The following is a 24,189-nucleotide window of genomic DNA, read 5'->3' on the forward strand; positions in this document are numbered from 1 at the left end:
TCCGGCTATTTTTTTAAATCTTGTTAAGAAAAAAATAACAGAACAGAAGACAATTCTAATGTTATTTTAATGTTGGCCATAAAATTTCGTCCTAACTTGCGCCCGTTTAAGAACAGGAATATGTTGAGCAGTATTAAAAATAGTATCTTATGTAAATGCCTTCAGGCATTGCTAATCGGGTACTTTCTGATTAGCAGTATTAATGTATCAAATAGTTTTGGGCGTATTATAGCTGATAATGCCGAAACAAATACAATGACAGGAATTACCTGTAACTTTCTAAAAAAAATATTCAGTTGTGACGGAATTCCGGAAGAGCTGGACGACTACGAAACAAAAGAAACGAAAACCACTAAGCTTGCAAAAGGAGTTCCTTCTTTAGACTATTTGGTGCCTTTACACACTTCAATGCCTGTTTTGTACTTTCAAATTAGTGCAAAAAGAAAAAGCTATATAGATAATCAAATATTCTCATTTGGTTTTCATGGTAAAATTCATTTACCGCCTCCCGAATTTATAGCATAAATACTTGTTTTTTAAAGAGGTTTAGAATAAATTCTAATACCTTAATGCGGTTTTTGCCGTATATTAGTATCTATCTGTTAATTTTGTATTTATAATATAAATTCATGACACCATTAAAACGTTTTTACAATTTACTTCATCTTGACAAACGCGATGTATATCAAATCATTTTTTATGCTGCTTTTGCCGGATTGGTAAATCTTTCACTGCCTTTAGGTATTCAGGCAATTATTAATTTTATTCAGAGCGGACAGCTAAGTGTTTCCTGGATTGTACTTGTCATTTTGGTTACAATTGGAGTAGGTTTCGGTGGAATCCTGACTATTTTACAGCTTAGAATAGTAGAAAATCTGCAGCAACGAATCTTTGTGCGTTCCTCATTTGAATTTGCTTACAGAATGCCGTTAATCAAATTCAAGGAAATGTACTCTGAATATGCCCCGGAAAAAGCGAACCGTTTTTTTGATACTCTGACAGTACAGAAAGGGACGGCAAAACTTTTACTGGATTTTTGTACCGCTTTTTTACAGGTGGGTCTTGGGATTATATTATTGGTTTTATATCATTCTTTCTTTACCGTAATTGGTCTTTTGTTTATCGTAATTTTATATGTAATTTTTAAGTTTTCATATAAAGATGGACTGGAAACAAGTCTTAACGAATCCAAATTTAAGTATAAAGTAGCGGCCTGGCTTCAGGAAATTGCCCGTAATCGCGACAGTTTTCGTAAAAAAGGAGGTTTCGAATATGCATTGGAAAGAAATGATGGGTATGTAAGTAAATACGTAAATTATCGTGAAAAGCATTTTCAGGTAATGAAAAAGCAATACATTCAGCTTACTATTTTTAAAGTTATTGTTACAGCTGCCTTATTGTCTATTGGTGGTTTCCTGGTAATTCACCATCAAATGAACATTGGGCAGTTTGTAGCAGCTGAAATTGTAATTGTATTGCTAATTAATTCGGTTGAAAAAATCATTTTCGGACTGGAGTCTTTCTATGATGTACTGACTTCTTTGGAGAAAATCGGACAAGTAACGGATATGGAAATTTCATGTATCCCGGAAACATCTGCTATAACTGAAACCGGAATTAATATAGAAACAGAAAGTGTAGGATACAATTATCCGGATCACAATAAAAAATCGCTTAAAAATATCAATCTGAAAATAAATCAGGGTGAAAAGATAATTTTAAGAGGAACAAATGGTGCAGGAAAAAGTACTTTATTGCGTTTATTGTCAGGGTTGCTTGAACCCGAAAGTGGAGCGATGTATGTAACCGATAATTATATGAACCGTCTTAGCGAAGATACCTACAGAGCGCAGGCCGGAACATTTTTGCAGGGAGATACACTTTTTGCCGGGACCATTAGAGAAAATATCCTTTTCGGAAATGATACACTCAATAATGATGATCTCAAATGGGCTCTTGATAATGTTGGTCTGACGCCTGATATTAAAACATTTCCGAATGGTCTGGAACATCAGGTACATCCTGGAGGGAATGAGCTTTCTGCTTCAGATATCCAGAAGATTCTTCTGGCACGAAGTATTGTTCACAAACCTAATATATTATTTCTGGAAGATCCTGTTGATAAAATGGACGAACTGACTTCAGGTAAAATTATTGATTTTTTACTTTCTGAAGAAAATGACTGGACGGTAATTGTAACTTCTAAAAATGATATCTGGAAGAACAAATGTGACCGTATGATAACGATCGATGACGGAAAAATTATTAATGACATAAAGCTTTAATCATGCTCAATATATCTAAAGATAATAATGTACTGATAACTCCGGGCAAATACAAATCTATTACCAGTGTTGCCCGCAGACCACATTATAAAATATTAAACAGGGTAATCATCGGATTTTTGATCTTTTGCGTAGCCTGTCTTTTTCTTCCGTGGACACAAAATATCTCCGGAAGCGGTTCAGTTACGACCTTAAAACCGGATCAGAGACCACAAACAGTACATAATGCCATTGCCGGAAGAATCGAAAAATGGTACGTTCAGGAAGGTGATTATGTAAAAAAAGGAGATACGATTGTTTTTATTTCGGAGGTAAAAGAAGACTATCTGGATCCAAATCTTGTTGGAAACACAAAACAACAGGTGGATGCCAAAAAAATGGCGGTTGAATCATACGGAGATAAAGTAAATTCACTTGAAGTTCAGGCGCAATCGCTTAATACCGAAAGAGAATTAAAATTGCAGCAGGCCCAGAATAAAATCAGGCAGGCCCAATTGAAAATCAAGAGCGACAGTATGGATCTTGAAGCGATAAAAACGCAGTTAAGAATCGCCAAAACCCAATTTGACCGTTCGACAGCACTTAATAAAGAAGGTTTGAAGCCACTTACAGATGTCGAACAAAAAAGACTGAAACTTCAGGAATCTGAAGCTTATATAGTGACACAGCAAAACAAGCTTTTGAGCAGTAAAAATGAGTTGATAAATGCCAAAGTAGAAATTAATCGAATTACAGCTGAATACACCGAAAAAATCTCGAAATCAAAAAGTGATAAATTCACAGCTTTAAGTACACAATATGATACAGAAGCTCAGGTGAATAAATTGCAGAATCAATATGTTAATTACAGTCTTAGAAACGGGTTGTATTACATTACAGCGCCTCAAAGCGGCTATGTAAACCGTGCCTTACTGGCAGGTTTGGGAGAAACAATCAAAGAAGGAACACCAATTGTCAGCATTATGCCGTCAAGTTATGATATTGCGGTAGAAACTTATGTAGATCCTATCGATCTTCCATTGGTCCATCGTGGCGCAAAAGTTCGTGTTTGGTTTGACGGATGGCCGAGAATCGTGTTTTCAGGATGGCCGGGATTGTCGTACGGAACTTATGGCGGAAGAATTGTGGCAATCGAAAATTTTATCAGTTCCAATGGAAAATACAGAGTACTTGTTTCACCTGATGGCCCGGATAATAAATGGCCAAAAGAACTGAGCATTGGAGCGGGAGCACAGAGTATTGCTCTGCTTGAAACAGTGTCAGTATGGTATGAAATATGGCGAAACCTGAATGGTTTCCCCCCAAATTATTATAAAGCAGAGGAAAAAGAAGCGAAGGATGGTAAAGACAAAAAATAAATTGAAATATGCTGTAATGCTCGTTTCTTTCTTATTTTTATTCGGCTTATCTAATTTGTACAGTCAGGATTTTAATAAAGAAGAATTAAGTTACAGTGAGTTTTTAGGATATGTAAAAAAGTATCACCCGCTGGTAAAACAGGCCAATCTTGAGATTAGTACTGCTCAGGCTGCACTCATGGTTGCCCGTGGAGGTTTTGATCCTAAAATTGAAGTTGATTACAATAAAAAAGAATTTAAAGGCACCGAATATTATTCACTTTTAAACAGCAGTTTTAAAATCCCAACCTGGTACGGAATCGAAATCAAAGCAGGTTTTGACCAGACAGACGGCCAATATTATAATCCGCAAAATCGTACTCCTGATGCAGGTCTGACTTCTTTGGGAATCAATGTTGCCTTAGGTCAGGGAATGTTTATCAACCAGCGAATGGCCGATGTAAGGGAAGGGAAACTGCAGGTGAAACTGAGTGATGCACAGCGAAAACTAAGGGCTATTGAGGTTTTGTACAAAGCCAGCGAGGCCTATTTTGAATGGAGAAAGAGTTATAACGAAGCTGAATTGTATAAAAGATATCTTGGCTTTGCAAGTACTCGTTTTCAGGGAGTAAAAAAACTGATTGAATTGGGCGATGCTCCTTCGATTGACAGTGTAGAAGCCGGAATTACTGTTCGAAACCGTGAATTAAATGTAGAAAACGGAAATTTGAAATTAGCAAAAGCGAAATTATATCTGTCGAATTATTTATGGATCGAAAATGTTCCTGTAGAACTCGATGATACCGTTAGACCGGAAGAAAATTTAATTAAAACCCTGGAAGAAACACTCAGGACAGACGCCATGATGGTGGATGTCGAAGGATTGGATTCTCATCCGAAAATTCAGGCTCTGGAAACCAAAATGTCAATACTGGAAGTTGGAAGGCAATTAAAAGCGAATTCGTTGCTTCCAAAGTTGAATGTGGGATACAATTATATTTCTGAACCTTCTTATTTTGATTCTTTTAATACCGATGACTATAAATTTAACGTCGATTTTAGTATTCCAATATTTCTAAGAAAAGAACGCGGAAGCTTAAAACTGGCGAAGCTTAAAATTCAGGATTTAAAGTATGACATTGACCAGCAGCGTCTGGAACTTAAAAATAAAATCAAGGCACAGCAGACTGAAATTGCTTCTTTAAAAAGGCAGAAAGGCGTAATTGATAATCTGGTAAAAGATTACAACACCATGCTGAATTCGGAAGAAAAGCTGTTTTCTTTTGGCGAAAGCTCCATATTCCTGATCAATTCAAGGGAAAATAATCTGGTGAGTGCCAAACTTTCGCAAATTAGCATCGAAAATCAGTTCTATATTGCAAATGCCGAATTGTTTAAAATATTAGCAAATCCTGATTGATATTTTTTTTCTTTTTCAAGCCACTTATTTATTCAGGTAAAATAAGTGGTTTTTTATTTATTGGATATTAGTTCAGTATTTCTGAAGTTCCAATTCTGATGCAATGTTCACTTCCTAGATAAAGGGGATTTCCGTGTTTTTCAGACCAAAAACCTTCCAAAATATCTTTTGTAATGCATCGGTAAACGGCTACTCCTTTGTATGTCTTTTTATCTTCTCCTTTATAATTAAAATTAATTACAAGAATGTTATCCTTAAAAAATCCAGAACCTTTTTGTTCATGATTATTGATAATCCATTTGGCTTTAATCCGGTTGTTATCATCGAGAGAAAGGGTAAGTGTACCTTTATAAGTCATTTCGTCTGAACCGTCCTGATTGCTTCCTGAAACGGAATAGCTGCCAATTAAATCTTGTATTGTCATTGTTTTATTGATGATTAAAAAAGAGGGCAAATATATCAAAAAGAATATAATCAAAAACACCAGACAACTCCAATCAGAGGTGCCTGGTGTTTTCTAAATATAAAATGAATTACTTTTTATCTTCAGATATTATAAGTGTTGACCGTATGTTTGGAAGCCATGGGCTTTTTGTATCGACCAGATATTTCCAGCTGTCAATCGATATCAGCATCAGGTTTTGTTCTTCCAGAAAATCCTTTTCTACAACTCTTTCTGTTTTTAATGAAAGCTGATTTGGTGCTGCCTGTTCCATAAGCCTGATTTTTTCTTTGGTGTCCAAATCGGTCATAATTTTTCCTTCAACATCCAAAATTGTAATTCGGGCATTTATATTCTGAATAAACTTCTGGACATAATTCTGAATCAAATTCCAGTCTTTTGTATCAAAAAGCGGAATGAAAACAGTAGAAATATCAGTCAAATCCTTGTCAATCAATATTCCGACAGGAACCTGGGATCTGGATATAATTTGTTTTGTTCCGTCATCAAAAGGAGCAGATTCTAAGATGTTTTCCTTACCGGTAACCGTATTGATTAATTTTTCCGGATTAATGATACGCGTGGTAAATCCGAGTACTTTTCCGAGTAAACTACCTTCATAAATAGAATGTCCAAGTCCTATTAATAATAAATCGTGCTTGCTTTTATTGGCAACATTTACAATTTCACTATCGATATCTGCGGATGCCTTAAACATAGTAGTGATATTTCTGTTTAAAGCGACAGATTCTTCAATAACATCTTTAAAACGGTCTGCCTCATAAGTGTCTGTATTGTAATGGTGTAATTCTTCAGTTGGAAGAAAATGCATTGCGGTTATTTCAGAACTTTCAGGCCTTTTATTGGTAAGCCCGTCAGCAACTTTTAATAATGCCCTTCCGGATTCAGGTCTGTCAAAGGATAACAGGATTCGGTATTTGTTTTTTAGAATATTATTTTCTTCGGTTTCTTCTTTATTAGATTTAAAAATCCAGTTAATGAAATCCAATGTTGGTCCGGTCATAAATGTTGTGGCAAGTGCCATGATTACAAACATAGAGAACAATTGAGGACTTAAAACGCCTAAATCGTAGCCAATATTAAGCGCCACTAATTCTGTTAACCCTCTGGTGTTCATTAATGCGCCTATCGATAAACTGTCTTTCCAGTTTTGTCCAACGAATTTAGCAGCCAGTGCACTGCTCACAAATTTACCAATTACAGCTACGGCAAAAATTAATCCGGCGATTTTCCATAAATAAGGTTCGTTCAATAATCCAATTTGTGTTCTTAATCCTGTAAATACAAAGAATAATGGCAATAAGAGAACTAAAGCAACGTCTTCGACTTTTTCGATAAAAAGATTTCTGAATCGGATATTTTCAGGCATAATTGCACCGGCGATAAAAGCACCAAACAAAGCGTGGATTCCGATAATCTCTGTTAAGTAGGATGAAACTACAAGCGTTAGGAAAAAGATAGCTACAATAGGCTTGCTTAGTTTTTCGCTCGTTGCATACAAGTCTCCAATTCTTTTAAGAAAAGGACGAACCACTTTTATCATCAGGAATACATAACCTAGCGCTAAAAAAACGGTGTAAATGGCACTTCCAAAAGAACCGGCTTTTACAATAGCGATAACAACAGCCAGAATACACCAGGCCGTAATGTCATCTGCAGCAGCACAGGTTATTACAATAGTACCCAGCCTGGTTTTATGAATACCGCGTTCCTGTACGATTCTGGCCAGCACAGGAAAAGCTGTAATGCTCATTGCGATTCCGGCAAACAAACCAAAAGATGTAAATTGGACATCTGCAGGAGCAAATTCGTCATATATAAAATAAGCTAGCCCCATTCCTAAAACAAACGGAATTATAATACTGGCATGACTAATTACAACTGCATCATGGGCTTTGTTTCTCAGAATTTTCATGTCAATTTCCATTCCTACGATATACATGAACAGAATCAAACCAATCTGGCTTAAAAACTGAAGATTTCCAAGTGACTCTGTTGGGAATAATACAGATGAAAATTCCGGTAGATACATTCCAATCAGGGATGGTCCCATTACAATTCCGGCAATCATTTCTCCAATAACGGCAGGCTGTTTTATCTTGATACAAATCCAGCCAAAAATTCGGGCAACTAAGATTATCGTAACGATTTGCGCCAATAAAAGTGCTAAGGGATGATGTAAGTTTTTGATAAGGGAGTCAAGAAATTCGTTCCACTGGCTTTTGTCTGATGTTGGAATTTTAAGGTTTCTTCCGGTTTCTAGTTTTACTCCCATTAAGATAATCCAGTACATTAAAACGGAGAACCCTCCAATTATACCAACGTAAAAAATACTGTTTCTAAATTTTTTCATATGTTTTTTAAATTTAATATTCTCATTAAAACAGATCTTTTTCAAAATAAAAAATCATAAAAAAAGACTCTGTTTAGAGATATAAGTCAATAAAATCAGCGCAATTTTAAAACAAAATGAATTCATGCCCAATAGGGGTACTTCAAATTTGTAATGACATAGAAAAACTTTGTAATGAAACTTGTAAAAGATGCTGGTTGTAGTCAAATTCACGTCCGTTGGATGGTATCAATCTCAGTTTATATCCATTCTCCCGAAGCATTATAATCATTAGGTAAATAGGTAAGGTATTGAACCATTCTTGGGGTTTTTCCTTTGTTTGGTGTTGCACAATGAGGCAAAGTATTGTTCCAGATTATAAAATCGCCTGCATTGCCGGTTATGGGTTTTGGCTCTAAGGTTTTAATAGCTTTTTCTCTTGGGTTTTCATTAGGACCAAGATCATTTAACCATTGAACAATTTGATTGTGAAAACCCGGAACACAATGAAATGCGCCATCATCCGGACCGCAGTCAGTTAAATAAAGCAGTCCCTGAATTCCAAATGTAAGTGGTTGTTTTAGACTAATATCCCAATGAAGCGGGCTTCCCAAAAAGACAAAATTTTCATTTTTAGGGGGATTAAAACTTACTTTGTCGATGGTTTTATAGATATTGGTGGTTTTGTATAGCTGTTCGTAGGCTTTTTTTATTTTTGGAGAAAACCGGTTTTTATTCAGGGTTTCATGATCGGAAAAATTGAGCATTAAACCTTTTTGATCCTCGTGCCTTATATACCAGGTTTCTTTTTTTCTGGGATCCATCTGTAAATATTCCCAAATCGCCTGTTGTGTAGCTTCACAGTCTTCTTTTGAAATGGTATTTTTTATAACCACATAACCATTCTTGTCCCAAAATTCAAGATCTTTTTCAGAAAGGACGTTTTCTGTCAAATTTTCGGTTTCTGTATGGATATCTTTTTTTCGGTCATTAATCCATATCTTAAAAGTTTCAAAATCTGGTTTTTTAAAATATAAAAATTGCAAAGTATCTTCCATACTGATGCCTAACTGAAATAAGGTTTTTATTTCGTTATCCCAGGTTTCTGTATTTTCTGTAGAATTATCGACAGGGTTTGCAGATCTTTTCCATAAATTTTCAAGAATATTCCATGGCATAGCTTAGATATTTTTTTAGTTTGCTTTTTAATTATAATCTAAAAAAAGACTTTACTAAAATTATCAAATTAATTCTTTCTTTTAGCGAAATTAAACTTATTAAATAATAGATAGTAAATTACGATTTTGTTTGTTTTTTGTTGTGATTTTTTAAATTATTGATAATTTTAGTGCTCAGTTTTGCTTTTCAATTTAAAACTAACAAACTTTGAAGAATTTTTTTATAACTCTGATTTTATTCATGGGATTTTACGTACCGGTTTCTGCACAGGAAACCCAGGTGAAATTTCTTGATATATCAAATGGGTTATCCAATAATTCGGTTGTAACCATATTTCAGGATAATGATGGTTATATGTGGTTTGGAACCTATGATGGATTAAACCGCTACGACGGATATAATTTTAAAGTATTCAGAAACCGTATTAATGATAAAAAGTCATTGCCTTTTAATACAATTTATAATATTGAAGGCGATTCAAGAAATAATATCTGGATTGGCGGAGCTAATGGTGTCTGCATTTACAACAAAACCAGTGCTGCCTTTCATCCTGTGAGATATATTTCCCTGAATAAAAAGTCTGAAATTGTTAAAGATATTATCCATCAGGTAAAGGCTGTTTCTGAAAACAGGGTTTTAGTTGCCTCACAAAACCTGGGCTTGCTTATTTTTGAAAATGGTTCTTTTACAGGAAGGAGAGTTCCGCTTCTGATGTCCGGAAACAGAAATGTTATTCATGACTATGATGCAGTTGCTATTCAAAAGGATATAAAAAATAATCGCTGCTGGGTATATGTTCGAAATGTAGGGCTTTGTACTTTTAATGATGGTTCAAAAAGGCTGAAAGTTGTTTTTCCGTTTGCTGCAGAAGTAAAAATGATGGAACTGGCTTTAGATGGAAATCTTTGGTTTGGTACAGATGAAGGTCTTTTTCTTTTCAACATAAAATCAGGTTCTTTCTCTGAGAATTATTTCTCCAGCAGATGTACAGTTGCCGACATTCTTATCGATAAGAAGAAAGAGATGTGGGTGACCACAGATGGTAATGGGATTTACAAAGTTATCGGAAAAGAAAAAAAAGCGGTTCCGTACAGCTCTGTAAAAGAAAACAAACTGCTAAAAAGCAATTCGGTTTGGAGTTTATACGAAGATAAAGCAGGTAATAAATGGATTGGAACTTTGCGTGGTGGAATCAGTATGCTGAGCAATACAGCCAGATATTTTAAAACAGTCCGATACAATGCCAATGATCCTGCTGAAAATTTTATCCTGTCTTTCTGTGAAGACGAAAAAAACAATTTATGGGTAGGTACAGATGGAGCAGGGCTGAAATACTGGAATCGTAAGAGCAACACTTATATTAATTACGGCAATACACTTTCGAGTAAATTTATAACCGGTATTGTAAGGGATGATAATAACGAAATCTGGCTTTCTACCTGGGCCGGAGGGGTCAACAAAATTAATCCGAAAAACAATTCGGTTACCCAGTTTTCATGTTATAATCCTGTTACAAAGCAAGTCGAGAAAAATGTTTGGTTTGTTTATAAAGATTCAAAATCAAACATTTGGGCAAGCACAACAAATGAGGGTTCATTATATCTTTTTGACCGCACTAAAAATAGTTTTATACTTTTTGACAAATCGATTAATAATCTGCAATGCATGACTGAAACCTCAGACGGAAAACTGTGGGGCGGAAATTATTCTGTACTGTATGCTATAGAAAAAGAAAGCCAAAAGATAAGTAAAGTAACCATTGGCAACCCTGTTCGCTGCATTCATGAAGACAAAGACAAAAAACTTTGGCTCGGAACGCAGGAGGGTGGATTGCTGTTGTTTGACCGAAGAACGAATACTTTCAAAAGACTCACAACGGATGATGGACTTCCTTCGAACACTATTCTGAGATTGCTTGAAGACAAAGAAGGAAATCTGTGGATGAGTACTTACAACGGTATTTGCAGGTTTGACAAGAAAAGAAAAACCTTTAGAAATTTCTCAGTAAATGACGGACTTCAGAGCAATCAGTTTAGTTTTAATGCCGGAATTCAATTATCTACAGGAGAGTTCTTGTTTGGCGGTATAAATGGCTTTAACAGCTTTTTTCCGGGAGCTATTAAAAGTTTTAATCAGGAAAACAATTTATTGCTCACAGATTTTTACGTAAACAATCAGCCGATTGAAGAAAGCAAGGCGGAGATTGATACTGGTTCAGATAAAATAAAAGAAGTCAGTTTAGATTATGATCAGACGACACTATCGCTCGAATTCGTTGCTTTGGATTATAATAATGCCGACAAGATCAATTATGCATATTTGTTAGATGGCTGGGACGATCAATGGAATTATGTAGGGCAAGCTAGAAAAGCGAATTATTCGAGATTACCTGAAGGAAAATATACTTTTAAAGTCAAAACCACCAATTTTAAAGGAGGCTGGAACAAAGAAGTCAGTCTAATTTCTATACAGGTTTTACCACCATGGTACAGAACCTGGTGGGCTTACAGCTTGTATGTTTTGGCTGTAGCAGGAATTCTTTTTGTATATCTTGATTATCAGAAGAACAAGGAAAAGCTAAAATATAAGGTGAAAATCGCCGAACTGGAAAGCAAAAAAGAAAAAGAAATTGCTGAGAAACAGTCGTCTATGTTTACTTATATTTCACATGAATTCAGGACACCGCTTTCGCTGATTATAAATCCGTTAAAAAAAGCAGTTCAGAAAGAAAGTGTTCAAAACGGATCTTCGGGAAGTGATTTGGCAATTGCACATCGAAACGCACGCAGGCTTTTGAGTCTGGTCGATCAGCTTTTGCTTTTTAGAAAAGCCGAAAATGATGCTGATTCCCTTCGACTATCTCCAATAAATGTAAATAATCTTTGTAATGAAGTATATCAGTGTTTTGTAAATCAGGCAAAAGATAAAAATATTCAATACAATTTTAATATTCCGGATCATGAAATTGTGATTATCGGTGACTATGAAAAAATTGAAATTTCACTGTTTAACCTGATGTCGAATGCATTTAAATACACATCAATTGGCGGGCAGATTGATCTTAAACTGACCGAGACAGATGATGAGGTTCAGCTTGAAATTACAGATAACGGCGACGGAATTGAGAAAAAAGATATTGAGTTAATTTTTGAAAAATTCAAACAAATCAATTCTAAAGTTTCCATTGGAACTGGTTTTGGAATCGGGCTTTATATTGTAAAATATTTTACAGACAAGCACAAAGGGACTGTAAGCTGTAGCAGTGAACCAGGTAAAGGAAGTACATTTAAATTGACTTTTCTGAAAGGCGATGGTCATTTTGAAAATGCTGAAATTACGAATGATGTCCAGAAAAGAAGCCAGCTGTTCGATGAATTGATTATTGATGATACTGAAGAAAATGCAGATGTAAATACTATTTCTGAAACTGATTTGCAAAAAATAATGCTTACGGAGAAAAGAACAGTTTTGATTGTAGATGACAATGCTGAAATCCGAAGCTATTTAATCAAATTATTTTCTGAAAATCACATAGTCTATAGTGCTGAAAATGGTGAAGAAGGTTTAAAACTGACCAAAAAACATATGCCGGATCTGGTTATCAGTGATATTACGATGGAAGAAATGGACGGTCTTGAGCTTTGCCGAAAAATTAAAGAAAGCAACGATTTATCTCATATTCCGGTCATTTTACTAACAGCGACTAAAAATCCTGAAACGCATCTTCAGGGAATCAATGAGGGAGCAGATGATTATATAACAAAACCATTTGATGATGATATTTTGGTGGCGCGTGTTGAGTCTTTATTGAAAAACCGAAGCAATCTGCGAACCTATTTCTTAAACAGTATTACTTTAAAAGAAAATACACAGAAAGTCCCGGTTGAATATCAGGAAATTTTGAAAAAGTGTATTGACATTGTCGAGGCTAATATTCATAAAAGGGATTTTACGATTAAAACTTTTGCGCTGGAAATGGGGATGAGCCACAGAACGCTTTATACTAAAATCAAAATTATTTCGGGACAGACTTTAAATGCTTTTATTCGTTCACTTCGAATCCGAAGAGCTGCAATGCTGATGCTTACTGAAGACATTAATATTGCACAGGCTAGTGCCGAGGTTGGTTTTGAAGATCCTAAATATTTCAGACAGCAATTTGTGAAGTTATTCGGAATGACACCTTCTGAATACATTAAAAAGTATAAAAGTTCTTTTAATTCAGATTTGAATGTTATAAAGTAGTTCAGTGGTCAGGCTTAGCGGAGTTAAAATCATTTTGATAACTCAAATAACGATTAAACAGGAGCTTTGTATCTAAGCCGATATTCCCTTGGGGATATTTCCATAACCAGTCTGAATGACTTTGAAAAGTGAAACGGGTCATAATAACCCAGCTCATATGCGATTTCTTTTATTTTTAGGTTGCTAAACTGTAAAAGGGAACACGATTTCTGAATTTTTAACTGATTGTAATATTCCATTGGGGTAAAGGACGTTTTCTCTAAAAATAAAGCGCCAAAATAAGAACTGGAATAGCCAATATACTGAGCAATATCATGAAGTGTAATTTTGGTTGTCAGGTTATTTTTCATGAAAATAATGCTCATCGGAATCACATCTAAAACTTCGGTATCGGCTGTTTTTATTTTTAGAAACTGATCGGTGTATTTGATGCTGGCCAAAAAATGCTGCAGACAAATACTCGAATATTCAAGATTATCAGGATTAAAACCCATTTCCAGGTTCTGGTAAATTTCTTCAAACAAATTCAGCCTGTCAGACGACCTGCTGTCGTTCAGGTTTAAAATTTTTCCGGAAACCGAAGTGTGTAAGGAGTTTGCTGTTCCTTTAAAATGGAGCCAGTAAATACTCCAGGGTTTAGAGATTTCGGCCTCATAACTATGTGCTTTGTGCGCCGGAATGATAAAAGCCTGATCTTTCGTAAGCGAAAACTGTTCATTTTCCAGAGTTATAAAACCTTTTCCGTTCTCACAATAAATAAGTATATGCTCCAGTGCGCCTTTTGATCTTTTCCTGAAATGATATTTTGCATTGGGATAGTAGCCGATGTGCGTTATGAACAGGCTTTTTGTCAGTTCATTTTCAGACTGAAAATTGCGAACGCTGTAAGGAACTACGATTGCTCTTTCTCCTTTAAAACCATCTGCTATCTGATCCATAATTAAGGTTGTGGGTGTTTTTTAAATGAAAATATCGAAAGACAAATATAAATATATAAAATCAGGGTAATTTACATATTCTGAAATAATAGTGCTATAAAACGAAGAAATAGTTACTGGAAAATATTTTTAGTAAGATATTATATCGGTTATTAGGTATGAAATCATCAAAATTTCATTCGGATAAATACATTTACTATAAAAATAGGATGAATTATTTTTATAATAGTAAATTAGTTGTGAAAATCGATGTTTTATACATGTTTTATATAAATATTACATTTCTGGAGGAATGGCATGTAACGATATTTGTAAACGATAAATAAATTTAAAAATTAAAATATATGAATAAGTATAATTCTTCCTACCTGCTTTTCATAGCGCTGGTTTCAGCCATGGGCGGTTTATTATTTGGTTATGACTGGGTTGTAATTGGAGGTGCAAAACCTTTTTATGAAGTTTTTTTTAATATTACCAATTCGCCTTCTATGCAGGGCTGGGTTATGGGAAGCGCTATTTTAGGATGTTTACTGGGTGTAATGATTTCCGGAAGTTTATCCGATAAATACGGAAGAAAACCGCTGATGATAGTAGCTTCGATATTTTTTACGCTGGCGGCTGTTGGTACCGGAATAGTAGATACAATTGAATGGTTCATTATCTGGAGAGTTGTTGGAGGTATAGGTATCGGAATCGCTTCGAATCTTTCGCCAATGTACATAGCCGAAATTGCCCCAAGTGAATCCCGCGGAAAATTTGTTTCGATAAACCAATTGACAGTTGTAATAGGTATTCTGGCGGCTCAAATTGTAAATTGGTTAATTGCAGACCCAATTATAGAAGGAGAGAATATTCTGAACTCATGGAACGGACAATGGGGGTGGAGATACATGTTTTGGGCAGGAGCCATTCCGTCTGTAGCTTTTTTTATTTTGATACTGATTATACCAGAAAGTCCAAGATGGCTGGCAAGTCAGCGTAAATATAATAAAGCCGAATCTGTTTTTTCTAAAATTGGCGGATTAGCCTTTGCAAAAGAACAAATTGAACAGCTCAAATCAGGTTTTGGTGATGTCAAAGAAGAAGCCAGTTATAAAATGCTTTTTGAAGGTAAAATGCCAAAGATTCTGGTACTAGGAATTGTAATTGCCGCTTTCCAGCAATGGTGCGGTATCAACGTGATCTTCAATTACGCTCAGGAAATCTTTTCAGCTGCGGGTTATGGCGTTTCTGATATCTTATTCAATATCGTCATTACAGGCTTAACCAATGTAATTTTCACATTTGTCGGAATGTATTTTGTAGACCGATGGGGAAGAAGAACTTTAATGCTGATTGGTTCAATTGGGCTGTTCTTCATCTATGCTATATTAGGTGCCTGCTATTATTTTGAAATCACCGGTCTTGCCGTTTTAGCCCTTGTTATAGCAGCAATTTCCTGCTACGCGATGACACTGGCACCGATTACCTGGGTCGTTTTATCTGAAATATTCCCGACAAAAATACGTGCCATGGCAATGGCAGTTTCAACTTTTGCCCTTTGGACAGCCTGTTTCGTACTTACGTATACTTTCCCGATACTAAATAACAGCCTTGGTTCTTACGGAACATTCTGGCTTTATGGAATTATCTGCTTAGCCGGATATTTCTTCCTTCGCATTTCATTGCCGGAAACCAAAGGAAAGTCTTTAGAGGAAATTGAAAATGAATTGACAAAATAACAGCATATCATAAATGGAAAATACAATTGCAGATAATTTGCATACAAAAGAATCAGGTCAGGACGAAAAAATCACGGCTTATTTAATTCAGTCAACAGTTAACGAAAATGGTGTAGTTCGTGTTTGGGAAGAGGATATTTTATTGCCAACCTATCAAATAGGGGAAGAAGAAAAGAATCCAATTTTTCTTGAAAAACGAGTATATCAGGGAAGTTCAGGAGCTGTTTATCCGTATCCTGTGGTCGAGAAATTATCAGATGAAAAGGTTGATAAATCGTATCACGCTATTTTTTTAGAAAACAAATACATCAAAATCATGATTCTTCCGGAATTGGGAGGGCGCGTTCATATGGCGTATGATAAAGTGAAACAGCGTCATTTTGTATATTACAATCAGGTAATCAAACCCGCTCTTGTGGGACTTACAGGACCGTGGATTTCCGGCGGAATTGAGTTCAACTGGCCTCAGCACCATCGTCCAAGTACGTTTTTGCCTACTGATTTCAGTATCGAAGAAAATGAAGATGGTAGTAAAACCATTTGGTGTAATGAGGTAGAGAGAATGTTTAGGACCAAAGGGATGCAGGGATTCACATTGCATCCTGACAAAGCCTATATCGAGATTAAAGTAAAAATCTACAATCGGACTGCTTTTCCGCAAACGTTCCTTTGGTGGGCAAATCCTGCTGTAGTAGTAAATGATGGCTATAAATCAGTTTTTCCTCCCGATGTGAATGCCGTATTTGATCACGGAAAAAGAGATGTTTCTAAATTCCCGATTGCAACAGGAGAATATTACAAACAGGATTATTCGGCAGGTGTCGATATTTCAAAATATAAAAACATTCCGGTACCAACTTCGTATATGGCAGTGCAGTCCAAATATAATTTTGTGGGGGGGTACGAAGACGATGTGCAGGCAGGATTACTCCATGTTGCCAATCACCATGTATCTCCGGGAAAAAAGCAATGGACATGGGGGAACGGAGATTTTGGTTTGGCATGGGACAGAAATTTAACCGATAAGGACGGTCCGTATATCGAATTAATGACGGGCGTTTTTACAGACAATCAGCCTGATTTCTCATGGCTTCAGGCTTATGAAGAAAAATCATGGACACAGTATTTTATGCCGTATGCCGAAGTGGGGTATGTAAAAAATGCCACAAAAGATGCGATCATTAATATTGAAGTTGAAGGAAACGAAGCTGATCTGATTTTGTACACCACAGGTCTTTATGAGAACTTAAAAATTGAATTAAAGGACAATAAAAACGAGATATTGTTTCAGGATGTAATTACGATTTCACCTGTAAATCCGTATAAAAAACGAGTTTCAACTGGTGAAACACCCTCTGAAGATTTGATTTTTACGGTTTATACTTCGAATGGTAAAATTCTGGTGCAGTATCAGGAAGAAAAAGCAGAAATAAAACCAGTTCCGGATCCTGCAAAGGCAGCTTTAGATCCAAAAGATATTGCTTCGATGGAGCAATTGTATTTAACGGGACTTCATCTGGAACAATACAGACACGCGACTTATAATCCGTTGGATTATTATTTTGAAGCGTTAAGCAGAGATTCAAGAGATGTGAGATGCAACAATGCTGTTGGACTTTTAATGCTAAGAAGAGGGCAATTTGAAAAAGCTGAAACGTATTTCAGAACGGCAGTTGAAGTGCTGACAGAACGCAATCCAAATCCGATTGATGGTGAACCTTTATACAATCTGGGTTATTGCCTGAAATTACAGGGAAAATTTGATGATGCTTATAATTCTCTTTTCAAAGCGACGTGGAACGCAGCGTGGCAGGATGCCGGATTTTATGCTTTGGCACAAATTGACAGTATAAAGAAAGAATGGTCGGAAGCGTTGGAACGAGTAGAATCATCCTTGATTCGCAACTGGCACAATCACAAAGCACGCCAGCTGAAAGCGTCTATTTTGAGGAAGTTAAACAGAAATCAGGAAGCTTTGACATGGATTGAAGAATCCATCAAAATCGACCAATTCAATATGGGCTGCCGTTTTGAGAAATATCTGCTGACAAATGAACAAGCGGTATTGGACGAAATGAATGCTATTATGCGTCAATGGTCACACGGTTATATCGAATATGCATTGGATTTTGCAGGAGCGGGATTGTATGAGGAAGCTTCTCAATTATTGCAGGAATCGATTAGTGATACTGAAGATGTTTATCCAATGGTGTATTATGCTTTGGGGCATTTTGCTTCTATGAACGGAAATAAAGGCGAAGCAATAGAATGGTACAAAAAGGCGGCTTTACAGTCACCTGAAAAGTGTTTTCCAAATCGAATAGAAGAAGTAAATATACTGCAGGATGCCATTCTTTTAAATCCGCAAGATGCAAAAGCGCCTTATTATTTAGGGAACTTTTGGTATGCTTTCCGTCAGTATGATGAGGCTGTAAAATGCTGGGAGCTCTCTTATAGCATCGATGACAAATTTCCAACTTTATTACGAAATCTTGCCCTGGCTTATTTTAATAAAACGAATCATAAAGTAAAAGCTCAGGAAATGCTGGAAAAAGCATTTGCATTGGATACAACAGATTCAAGAATTTTTATGGAATTGGATCAGTTATATAAGAAAATTGGAAAATCTCCGGAATACAGATTAGAAATTTTAAATCGATATAAAAACTTGGTTGAAGAGCGCGATGATTTGTGTATTGAACGCATTACACTTTACAATCAGACAGGGAAATATACTGTTGCAAAAGAATTGATTGCACAGCGAAAATTCCACCCTTGGGAAGGCGGTGAAGGAAAAGTGACAGGTCAGTACACTTTATGCAGAGTAGAATTAGCCAAAATCGCAATTGCAGAAAACCGATTTGCTGATGCGTTACAATTACTGCAAGAAACCGAAGTCTATCCGCATGATTTAGGTGAAGGGAAACTGAAAAATGCTGAAGAAAATGAGGTGTTTTATTATAAAGGCTTAGCTTACAAAGGTCTTGGAGATTTAGAAAATGCCACTGCAAATTTTATTGAAGCAACTTTAGGATCATCAGAACCTGTTCAGGCATTTTTCTATAACGATCAGCAGCCGGATAAGATTTTCTATCAGGGACTGGCATGGCGAGAATTAGGTGATGAAGACAAAGCCCGAAGCCGTTTCAATAAACTGCTCGCCCATGGAGAAAAATATTTATTCGAAAAATCACGAATCGATTATTTCGCCGTTTCGCTTCCGGATCTTGCCATTTGGGATGATGATCTGAATGTTAGAAATCAGGTACACTGCTATTATGTAATGGCTTTAGGTCACAGTGGATTAGGAAATGAAATTGAGTCTGAGAAATATTATCAGAAAGTGAAAGAATTAGATATCAATAAACAGACTTTTCGTAAATAGAAAATTGTTGTTTACGATTTATAAAATTAATAAAATGAAAATTAAACATATTATAACATCGGTTCTGCTTTTAGTTTTTCTTTCTTCATGGGATTCGAAAGAGAAGCTGATACTGAATATAGCCGGTGACTGGACTGTTCAGTTAGACAGCACGGATATTGGATTGAAAAACGGCTGGCAGAACATGAGTTTTAAGCAGCTGATGAAATTACCTGGAACCACCGATTATGCCGGTCTTGGAGTTCCGAATAAGCTAAAACCAGCTTTAGAGAAACTCCAAATGAGCCATTTAACCCGTAAAAACAGTTATTTAGGAGCTGCCTGGTATACGCGTGAGATTACGATCCCAAAAAATTGGAAAAAGAAAGAATTTATACTGAAACTGGAGCGCGTAATATGGAAAACCAATGTCTGGATTGACGGAAAAGAAGTTTCAGGAGAACAAAACAGTCTGATCGCACCGCATTATTTTGACCTTACCAAATATCTTGTTGCCGGTAAAACACATCGGATAACGATTCGTGTGGATAACCGAAAACTGTTTGATATTAGTGTCGATAATATGGCGCACGCTTATACCAATCAAACGCAGATTATCTGGAACGGTATTATTGGTAAAATGGAAATTGAAGCTTTTGATGCTGTTCGAATTGCAAATCTTCAGGTAAAACCGGAAATCAGTACCGGAATTGCAAAAGTGAAAGTGGTTTTAAACAATAACATCAAAAACACAAAAGGAATTTTAAGCATAACTGCAGTCAATAAAAAGACTACCATTTCGGCAGCAACGCTTCAAAAGGAAATCCAGATAAGAACCGGCGAATCATTCATTGAGGCAGATTATAATCTGGGTAAAGATATAAAACTCTGGAGTGAATTTTCGCCTGAGTTATACGAATTGAAAGCCGAATTGAAAGCCGGGAAAAACAATTCGAATGCTTCAGTTGATTTTGGAATGAGAAGTTTTTCCAGAAAAGGTTCTGTATTAACGATTAATGACCAGCCTGTATTTTTAAGAGGAACTTTAGAATGCAATATTTTTCCGCTTACAGGGCATCCGCCAATGGATAAGGAAGCATGGAGAAAAGTTTTCGGAACAGCAAAAGAGTGGGGACTGAATCACCTGCGTTTTCACTCCTGGTGTCCTCCTCAGGCAGCGTTTGAAGTGGCTGACGAAATGGGGTTTTACCTGCAGGTTGAATTGCCGGTATGGGTTTTAAAAATTGGACAGGATCAAAAAACAACTGATTTTTTATACGCCGAAGCACAACGTATGATTGATGAATATGGAAACCATCCATCATTCTGTATGTGGTCGATGGGGAATGAACTTCAGGGCGATATGACTGTTTTGACGAAATTAATGAACAGCTTAAAAGCTAAAGACAGCAGGCATTTGTACACCACAACCTCGTTTACTTTCGAAAAAGGAAATGGCGACTGGCCGGAACCGGAAGATGATTTCTTTATTACCCAATGGACAAAGAAAGGCTGGGTTCGGGGACAAGGGCTTTTTAATAGTGAATCGCCAACGTTTAATAAAGATTATGTTGCTTCTGTTGAAGGAATGACGGTGCCTTTGGTGACCCACGAAATTGGTCAGTATGCGGTTTATCCTAAAATAGATGAAATTTCGAAATACACAGGAGTTTTGGAACCTATTAATTTTAAATCGGTTAAAGAAGATCTGGAACGCAAGGGATTAATAAACAAAGCTGCTGATTACACTAAAGCTTCGGGTAAATTGGCAGTGATTCTGTACAAAGAAGAAATCGAAAGAGCATTAAAAACAGCAGGCATCAGCGGTTTTCAGTTGTTGGATTTACATGATTTTCCAGGGCAGGGCACGGCTTTAGTTGGACTTTTGGATGCTTTTTGGGATAGTAAAGGTTTGATTTCAGCAGAAGAATTCAGGCAGTTTTCAGCTCCGGTTGTACCGCTTCTGCGTTTTCCAAAAGCAACTTACACAAATAATGAATCTTTTACAGCTTGTTTGGATATCAGTAATTTTTCGGATGCAGCTTTAAAAGATCAGGAAATTGAATGGAGTATTAACGAGGCACAAACGGTAATAGCTTCGGGTAGAACGAAGACAGCAGTATCAATTGGATACAATCATAAAATTTTGGATATAAATGAAAGCCTTCAGGAAATTGCAAAGGCAACTCAATTGACAGTAAAAGTAAATCTGAAAGGAACGAATTATAAAAACCAATGGCATATCTGGGTGTATCCGCAAAAGCAAACCATTGATTACGGGCAGGTAGTGTATACCCGAAATCTGGATGAAGCCTACAAATTGCTAAATGCAGGCAAAAAAGTATTATTAAATCCGGAATGGAAAAAGATTAAAGGCATTGAAGGAAAATTTGTGCCTGTATTCTGGAGTCCGGTGCATTTTCCTAAACAGGCAGGTACGATGGGCGTATTATGTAACCCTTCGCACAAAGCTTTGGCTGATTTTCCAACAGATATAAATACCGACTGGCAGTGGTGGGATTTAAATGTAAATTCTACTACTCTTATCATGGACGGAATGGAAGGAGGAAATCCGATTGTAGAAATGGTTGACAACTTTGCGAACAACCGCAGACTGGCTTCTCTTTTTGAAGGAAGCGTAAAATCCGGAAAACTGGTAATTGCTTCTTTTGATTTAGCAGCCGATTTAGACAAACGTCCCGTAGCAAAACAAATGCTTGTTTCGATATTGAAGTATATGAACAGCGACTCCTTTAGTCCTGAAATAATCAAAAATCCTGAAATTTTGAAATCCATTCTTGCAAGCCAAAAAGAAAAGAGTAAAGAAGGAGCGACAAGTATCTATTAATAAAAAAGCAAAAACAAATCAGACTATTGGAAGCACCTCTTTTTAGGTCTGATTTGTTTTAGATTAATCAATAATGCTAAAAAGCATTTAATTCATCATTACTAAATTGAATTGCGTGAGTACTCAGGAAAAGTACTTGTAATTGTGTTATGTGTAAAAAAAAGATTCTATTTTTTTGTACTTTATAATTTTTACGTCCAAATAAGCTGTTATTGCGAATTTGACCTCCTTTTTTTTCCATTTTACCCCTTATCAAAAGTCTGAATTACCTATTCCTTTGCAGGTATAGTAACATTTTAAGTTGTGTTATTGTGTATGTTATAAGTGTTAGTTTTTAAGATAAGTTTTTGTCTGTTTAAAGAACTGAGCCTTCTTTAAATAACATGGGGAAATGTGGTTTTTTATCCTATGTACTTATCCACCCGCAGAAAAAGACTGCGGGTTTAAAACAAAAGTTGATACCTGTTTCAGGGTTTATAAATAAAAAAGTATTGATAACTATTAACCAAACCAAATAATATGAGAATAATCCATTAGTAAGTTACATTTCTGCTGCCCCAAAACAGAGACGAAAAATTACCTGCATCAATAAACAAAACCTTTAAGAATAAAAAAAAACAACTAACCTAACCTTAAAATTAAAGAAATGAAAAAAAATGTATTTTTATTTTTTCTTGCTTCTTTTGCACTTCTGTTTACAGGATGTCAAAATAATGAAGCCGATTTTCCCAGCTCAGACGACCCTACTATTGTGGTTGCGACAAAGGAAATTTATGGTGCACCAACACGGAAATTTGAAATCAAAGCCGCTTTGGCAGATGATTTAGGATTAAAAAGTGTAGAAATTCAGATTCCGGAATTATCTCTTGATAAAGTAATTACGTTTGCAACAGATCCTCTGCTCGAAACATACGATTTAAGTTATTTCTTCGAAGTTCCTGCAGACAGAGGCACTTCTGAAGCTTTTAAAATCAAATTAAAAATCACAGACGTTTCCGGTAATTCAATTGATGAGGAAATCAATCTGCGTCTGGACGGCGAATTTGCTGCACCTGCAATAAGTATGATTACTCCAAAAGAAGGAGCTGTTATTTTGTTGTCTACCAGTAATTTGATGCCGGTTAACTTTGTGGTTAATGACGATTCAGGAATTGATTATGTTCAGGTTCAGTGTACTGCTCTTGGGATCGATGATAAAGTTCAGTTATCCGGATCGCCGCAAACCTATACTTTTAATAAAACTTATACATTGCCTGTAACTGCAGCTAATTATGTATTAACAATTACAGCTAAAGATAAATTTGCAATTCCAAATACAGGAACTTTGAACATCAATGTTGTAGCTACGAATGAATATCCTGCCCTTTATTTATGTGATCAGCCAAAAGGAACCAACCTGACTACTGATGCTGTTGGTGTACCAATGTATTTCCACGAAAAAAGCGGACAGGATTTTGAATTTAAATACTATGCCGACAAAGACAATAAAGAAATTTATTTCTTAGGACAGGAATCTGACTTTGCCCCACACTGTTTTGGATTAGATGCTTCAGGAAATGTTATTGATGATGTTGCTTCTGCACCAATTGTTTTACCTACAAAAGGATATTACGTTATTAAAGTAAATCCAAACACATTAAAATACACTGCTACTAAATATACACCATCAAGCAAAGTATGGGCAGATATAGCCAACGGATTATGGCATGATGTAGAAGCACAAAGAAAACCTTTCGTGAGTGTTTGTGGTGGTGGAATTCAGGGCGCTACCTGGGATACCTGGGATGCCTGGATGCAAAAAGGACTGCATTTGGCAAACAACCCAAACAATCCTTATCAGTTAGTTGGAGAGTATACTTTGACTGGAACAATGGAAGCTACTTTTACCGGTCAATGGTGGAGCCCTTCATGGAGACTTATTAAAAACGGTATTGCAACAATGTCACCGGGAGAAAATGGAAATGCTAAATATCCTGCAGCTCCGGGAGTATATAAAGTAGTTGTGGATACTGAATTAGAAAGAGCTTTTATAACAAAAAAATAATTTGTTATCTCAT

General features: G+C 36.1%; 13 protein-coding genes. 9 read left to right on the plus strand and 4 right to left on the minus strand.

The features are described from left to right. Positions 1-120 precede the first annotated feature (120 nt). The 4 genes from GXM16_RS12635 (at position 121) to GXM16_RS12650 (ending at position 5,042) form a co-directional block, all read left to right on the plus strand. Positions 121-525, plus strand: a complete 405-nt coding sequence (locus GXM16_RS12635) for a hypothetical protein (RefSeq protein ID WP_163394793.1) — start codon at positions 121-123, stop codon at positions 523-525. A gap of 104 nt (positions 526-629) precedes the next feature. Further along, positions 630-2,285 carry a peptidase domain-containing ABC transporter gene (locus GXM16_RS12640; protein WP_163394794.1) on the plus strand — a complete coding sequence of 552 codons (1,656 nt, stop codon included), beginning with the start codon at positions 630-632 and terminating at the stop codon, positions 2,283-2,285. A gap of 2 nt (positions 2,286-2,287) precedes the next feature. Next, positions 2,288-3,643: an HlyD family secretion protein gene (locus GXM16_RS12645; RefSeq protein WP_163394795.1), complete on the plus strand. Its 1,356-nt coding sequence runs from the start codon at positions 2,288-2,290 to the stop codon at positions 3,641-3,643. Continuing rightward, on the plus strand, positions 3,624-5,042 hold the full coding sequence (locus GXM16_RS12650; RefSeq protein ID WP_163394796.1) for a TolC family protein: 1,419 nt from the start codon (positions 3,624-3,626) through the stop codon (positions 5,040-5,042). The genes GXM16_RS12645 and GXM16_RS12650 overlap by 20 nt, the downstream gene beginning before the upstream one ends. A 67-nt stretch (positions 5,043-5,109) precedes the next feature. On the opposite strand, the gene GXM16_RS12655 is transcribed toward GXM16_RS12650, so the two are convergent. The 3 genes from GXM16_RS12655 to GXM16_RS12665 all read right to left on the minus strand — a co-directional run bounded on the left by GXM16_RS12655 (position 5,110) and on the right by GXM16_RS12665 (position 9,015). After that, a complete protein-coding gene (locus GXM16_RS12655; protein WP_163394797.1) occupies positions 5,110-5,466 on the minus strand; it encodes a hypothetical protein in 357 nt (118 codons plus the stop codon). 109 nt (positions 5,467-5,575) lie between these two features. Then, complete coding sequence (locus GXM16_RS12660) at positions 5,576-7,858, minus strand: cation:proton antiporter domain-containing protein (RefSeq protein ID WP_163394798.1); 2,283 nt, start codon at positions 7,856-7,858, stop codon at positions 5,576-5,578. Between the two features lie 239 nt (positions 7,859-8,097). Next, entirely contained in the window at positions 8,098-9,015 is a 918-nt protein-coding gene (locus tag GXM16_RS12665; RefSeq protein ID WP_163394799.1) for a phytanoyl-CoA dioxygenase family protein, read from the minus strand. A gap of 241 nt (positions 9,016-9,256) precedes the next feature. Between GXM16_RS12665 and GXM16_RS12670 the strand changes: the two genes are divergently transcribed. Further along, a complete protein-coding gene (locus tag GXM16_RS12670) occupies positions 9,257-13,261 on the plus strand; it encodes a two-component regulator propeller domain-containing protein (RefSeq protein WP_167519868.1) in 4,005 nt (1,334 codons plus the stop codon). A gap of 53 nt (positions 13,262-13,314) precedes the next feature. Here GXM16_RS12670 and GXM16_RS12675 read toward each other — a convergent pair whose 3' ends face one another. After that, positions 13,315-14,199, minus strand: a complete 885-nt coding sequence (locus tag GXM16_RS12675; protein WP_163394801.1) for an AraC family transcriptional regulator — start codon at positions 14,197-14,199, stop codon at positions 13,315-13,317. Positions 14,200-14,543: 344 nt separating this feature from the next. Here GXM16_RS12675 and GXM16_RS12680 point away from each other — a divergent pair, with 344 nt between their 5' ends. From GXM16_RS12680 to GXM16_RS12695, 4 genes are all read left to right on the plus strand, one after another. After that, the gene (locus GXM16_RS12680; protein WP_163394802.1) at positions 14,544-15,920 is read left to right on the plus strand and encodes a sugar porter family MFS transporter; all 1,377 of its coding nucleotides are present in this window, start codon (positions 14,544-14,546) and stop codon (positions 15,918-15,920) included. A gap of 13 nt (positions 15,921-15,933) precedes the next feature. After that, positions 15,934-19,305 (plus strand): DUF5107 domain-containing protein, encoded by a 3,372-nt coding sequence (locus GXM16_RS12685; protein ID WP_163394803.1) that lies wholly within the window; start codon positions 15,934-15,936, stop codon positions 19,303-19,305. Between the two features lie 34 nt (positions 19,306-19,339). Then, positions 19,340-22,132: a sugar-binding domain-containing protein gene (locus GXM16_RS12690; RefSeq protein ID WP_229684335.1), complete on the plus strand. Its 2,793-nt coding sequence runs from the start codon at positions 19,340-19,342 to the stop codon at positions 22,130-22,132. A 646-nt stretch (positions 22,133-22,778) separates the two neighbouring features. Beyond that, on the plus strand, positions 22,779-24,176 hold the full coding sequence (locus GXM16_RS12695; protein ID WP_163394804.1) for a cadherin repeat domain-containing protein: 1,398 nt from the start codon (positions 22,779-22,781) through the stop codon (positions 24,174-24,176). The last annotated feature ends 13 nt before the right edge of the window (positions 24,177-24,189 follow it).

Source organism: Flavobacterium limi, assembly GCF_010645075.1.
Taxonomy (GTDB): domain Bacteria; phylum Bacteroidota; class Bacteroidia; order Flavobacteriales; family Flavobacteriaceae; genus Flavobacterium; species Flavobacterium limi.

What these genes read in the sequence shown, in the direction of transcription:
- GXM16_RS12635 (WP_163394793.1), top strand. Translation starts at nt 121, where the DNA reads ATGTTGAGCAGTATTAAAAATAGTATCTTATGTAAATGCCTTCAGGCA.
- GXM16_RS12640 (WP_163394794.1), top strand. Translation starts at nt 630, where the DNA reads ATGACACCATTAAAACGTTTTTACAATTTACTTCATCTTGACAAACGC.
- GXM16_RS12645 (WP_163394795.1), top strand. Translation starts at nt 2,288, where the DNA reads ATGCTCAATATATCTAAAGATAATAATGTACTGATAACTCCGGGCAAA.
- GXM16_RS12650 (WP_163394796.1), top strand. Translation starts at nt 3,624, where the DNA reads ATGGTAAAGACAAAAAATAAATTGAAATATGCTGTAATGCTCGTTTCT.
- GXM16_RS12655 (WP_163394797.1), bottom strand. Translation starts at nt 5,466, where the DNA reads ATGACAATACAAGATTTAATTGGCAGCTATTCCGTTTCAGGAAGCAAT.
- GXM16_RS12660 (WP_163394798.1), bottom strand. Translation starts at nt 7,858, where the DNA reads ATGAAAAAATTTAGAAACAGTATTTTTTACGTTGGTATAATTGGAGGG.
- GXM16_RS12665 (WP_163394799.1), bottom strand. Translation starts at nt 9,015, where the DNA reads ATGCCATGGAATATTCTTGAAAATTTATGGAAAAGATCTGCAAACCCT.
- GXM16_RS12670 (WP_167519868.1), top strand. Translation starts at nt 9,257, where the DNA reads ATGGGATTTTACGTACCGGTTTCTGCACAGGAAACCCAGGTGAAATTT.
- GXM16_RS12675 (WP_163394801.1), bottom strand. Translation starts at nt 14,199, where the DNA reads ATGGATCAGATAGCAGATGGTTTTAAAGGAGAAAGAGCAATCGTAGTT.
- GXM16_RS12680 (WP_163394802.1), top strand. Translation starts at nt 14,544, where the DNA reads ATGAATAAGTATAATTCTTCCTACCTGCTTTTCATAGCGCTGGTTTCA.
- GXM16_RS12685 (WP_163394803.1), top strand. Translation starts at nt 15,934, where the DNA reads ATGGAAAATACAATTGCAGATAATTTGCATACAAAAGAATCAGGTCAG.
- GXM16_RS12690 (WP_229684335.1), top strand. Translation starts at nt 19,340, where the DNA reads ATGAAAATTAAACATATTATAACATCGGTTCTGCTTTTAGTTTTTCTT.
- GXM16_RS12695 (WP_163394804.1), top strand. Translation starts at nt 22,779, where the DNA reads ATGAAAAAAAATGTATTTTTATTTTTTCTTGCTTCTTTTGCACTTCTG.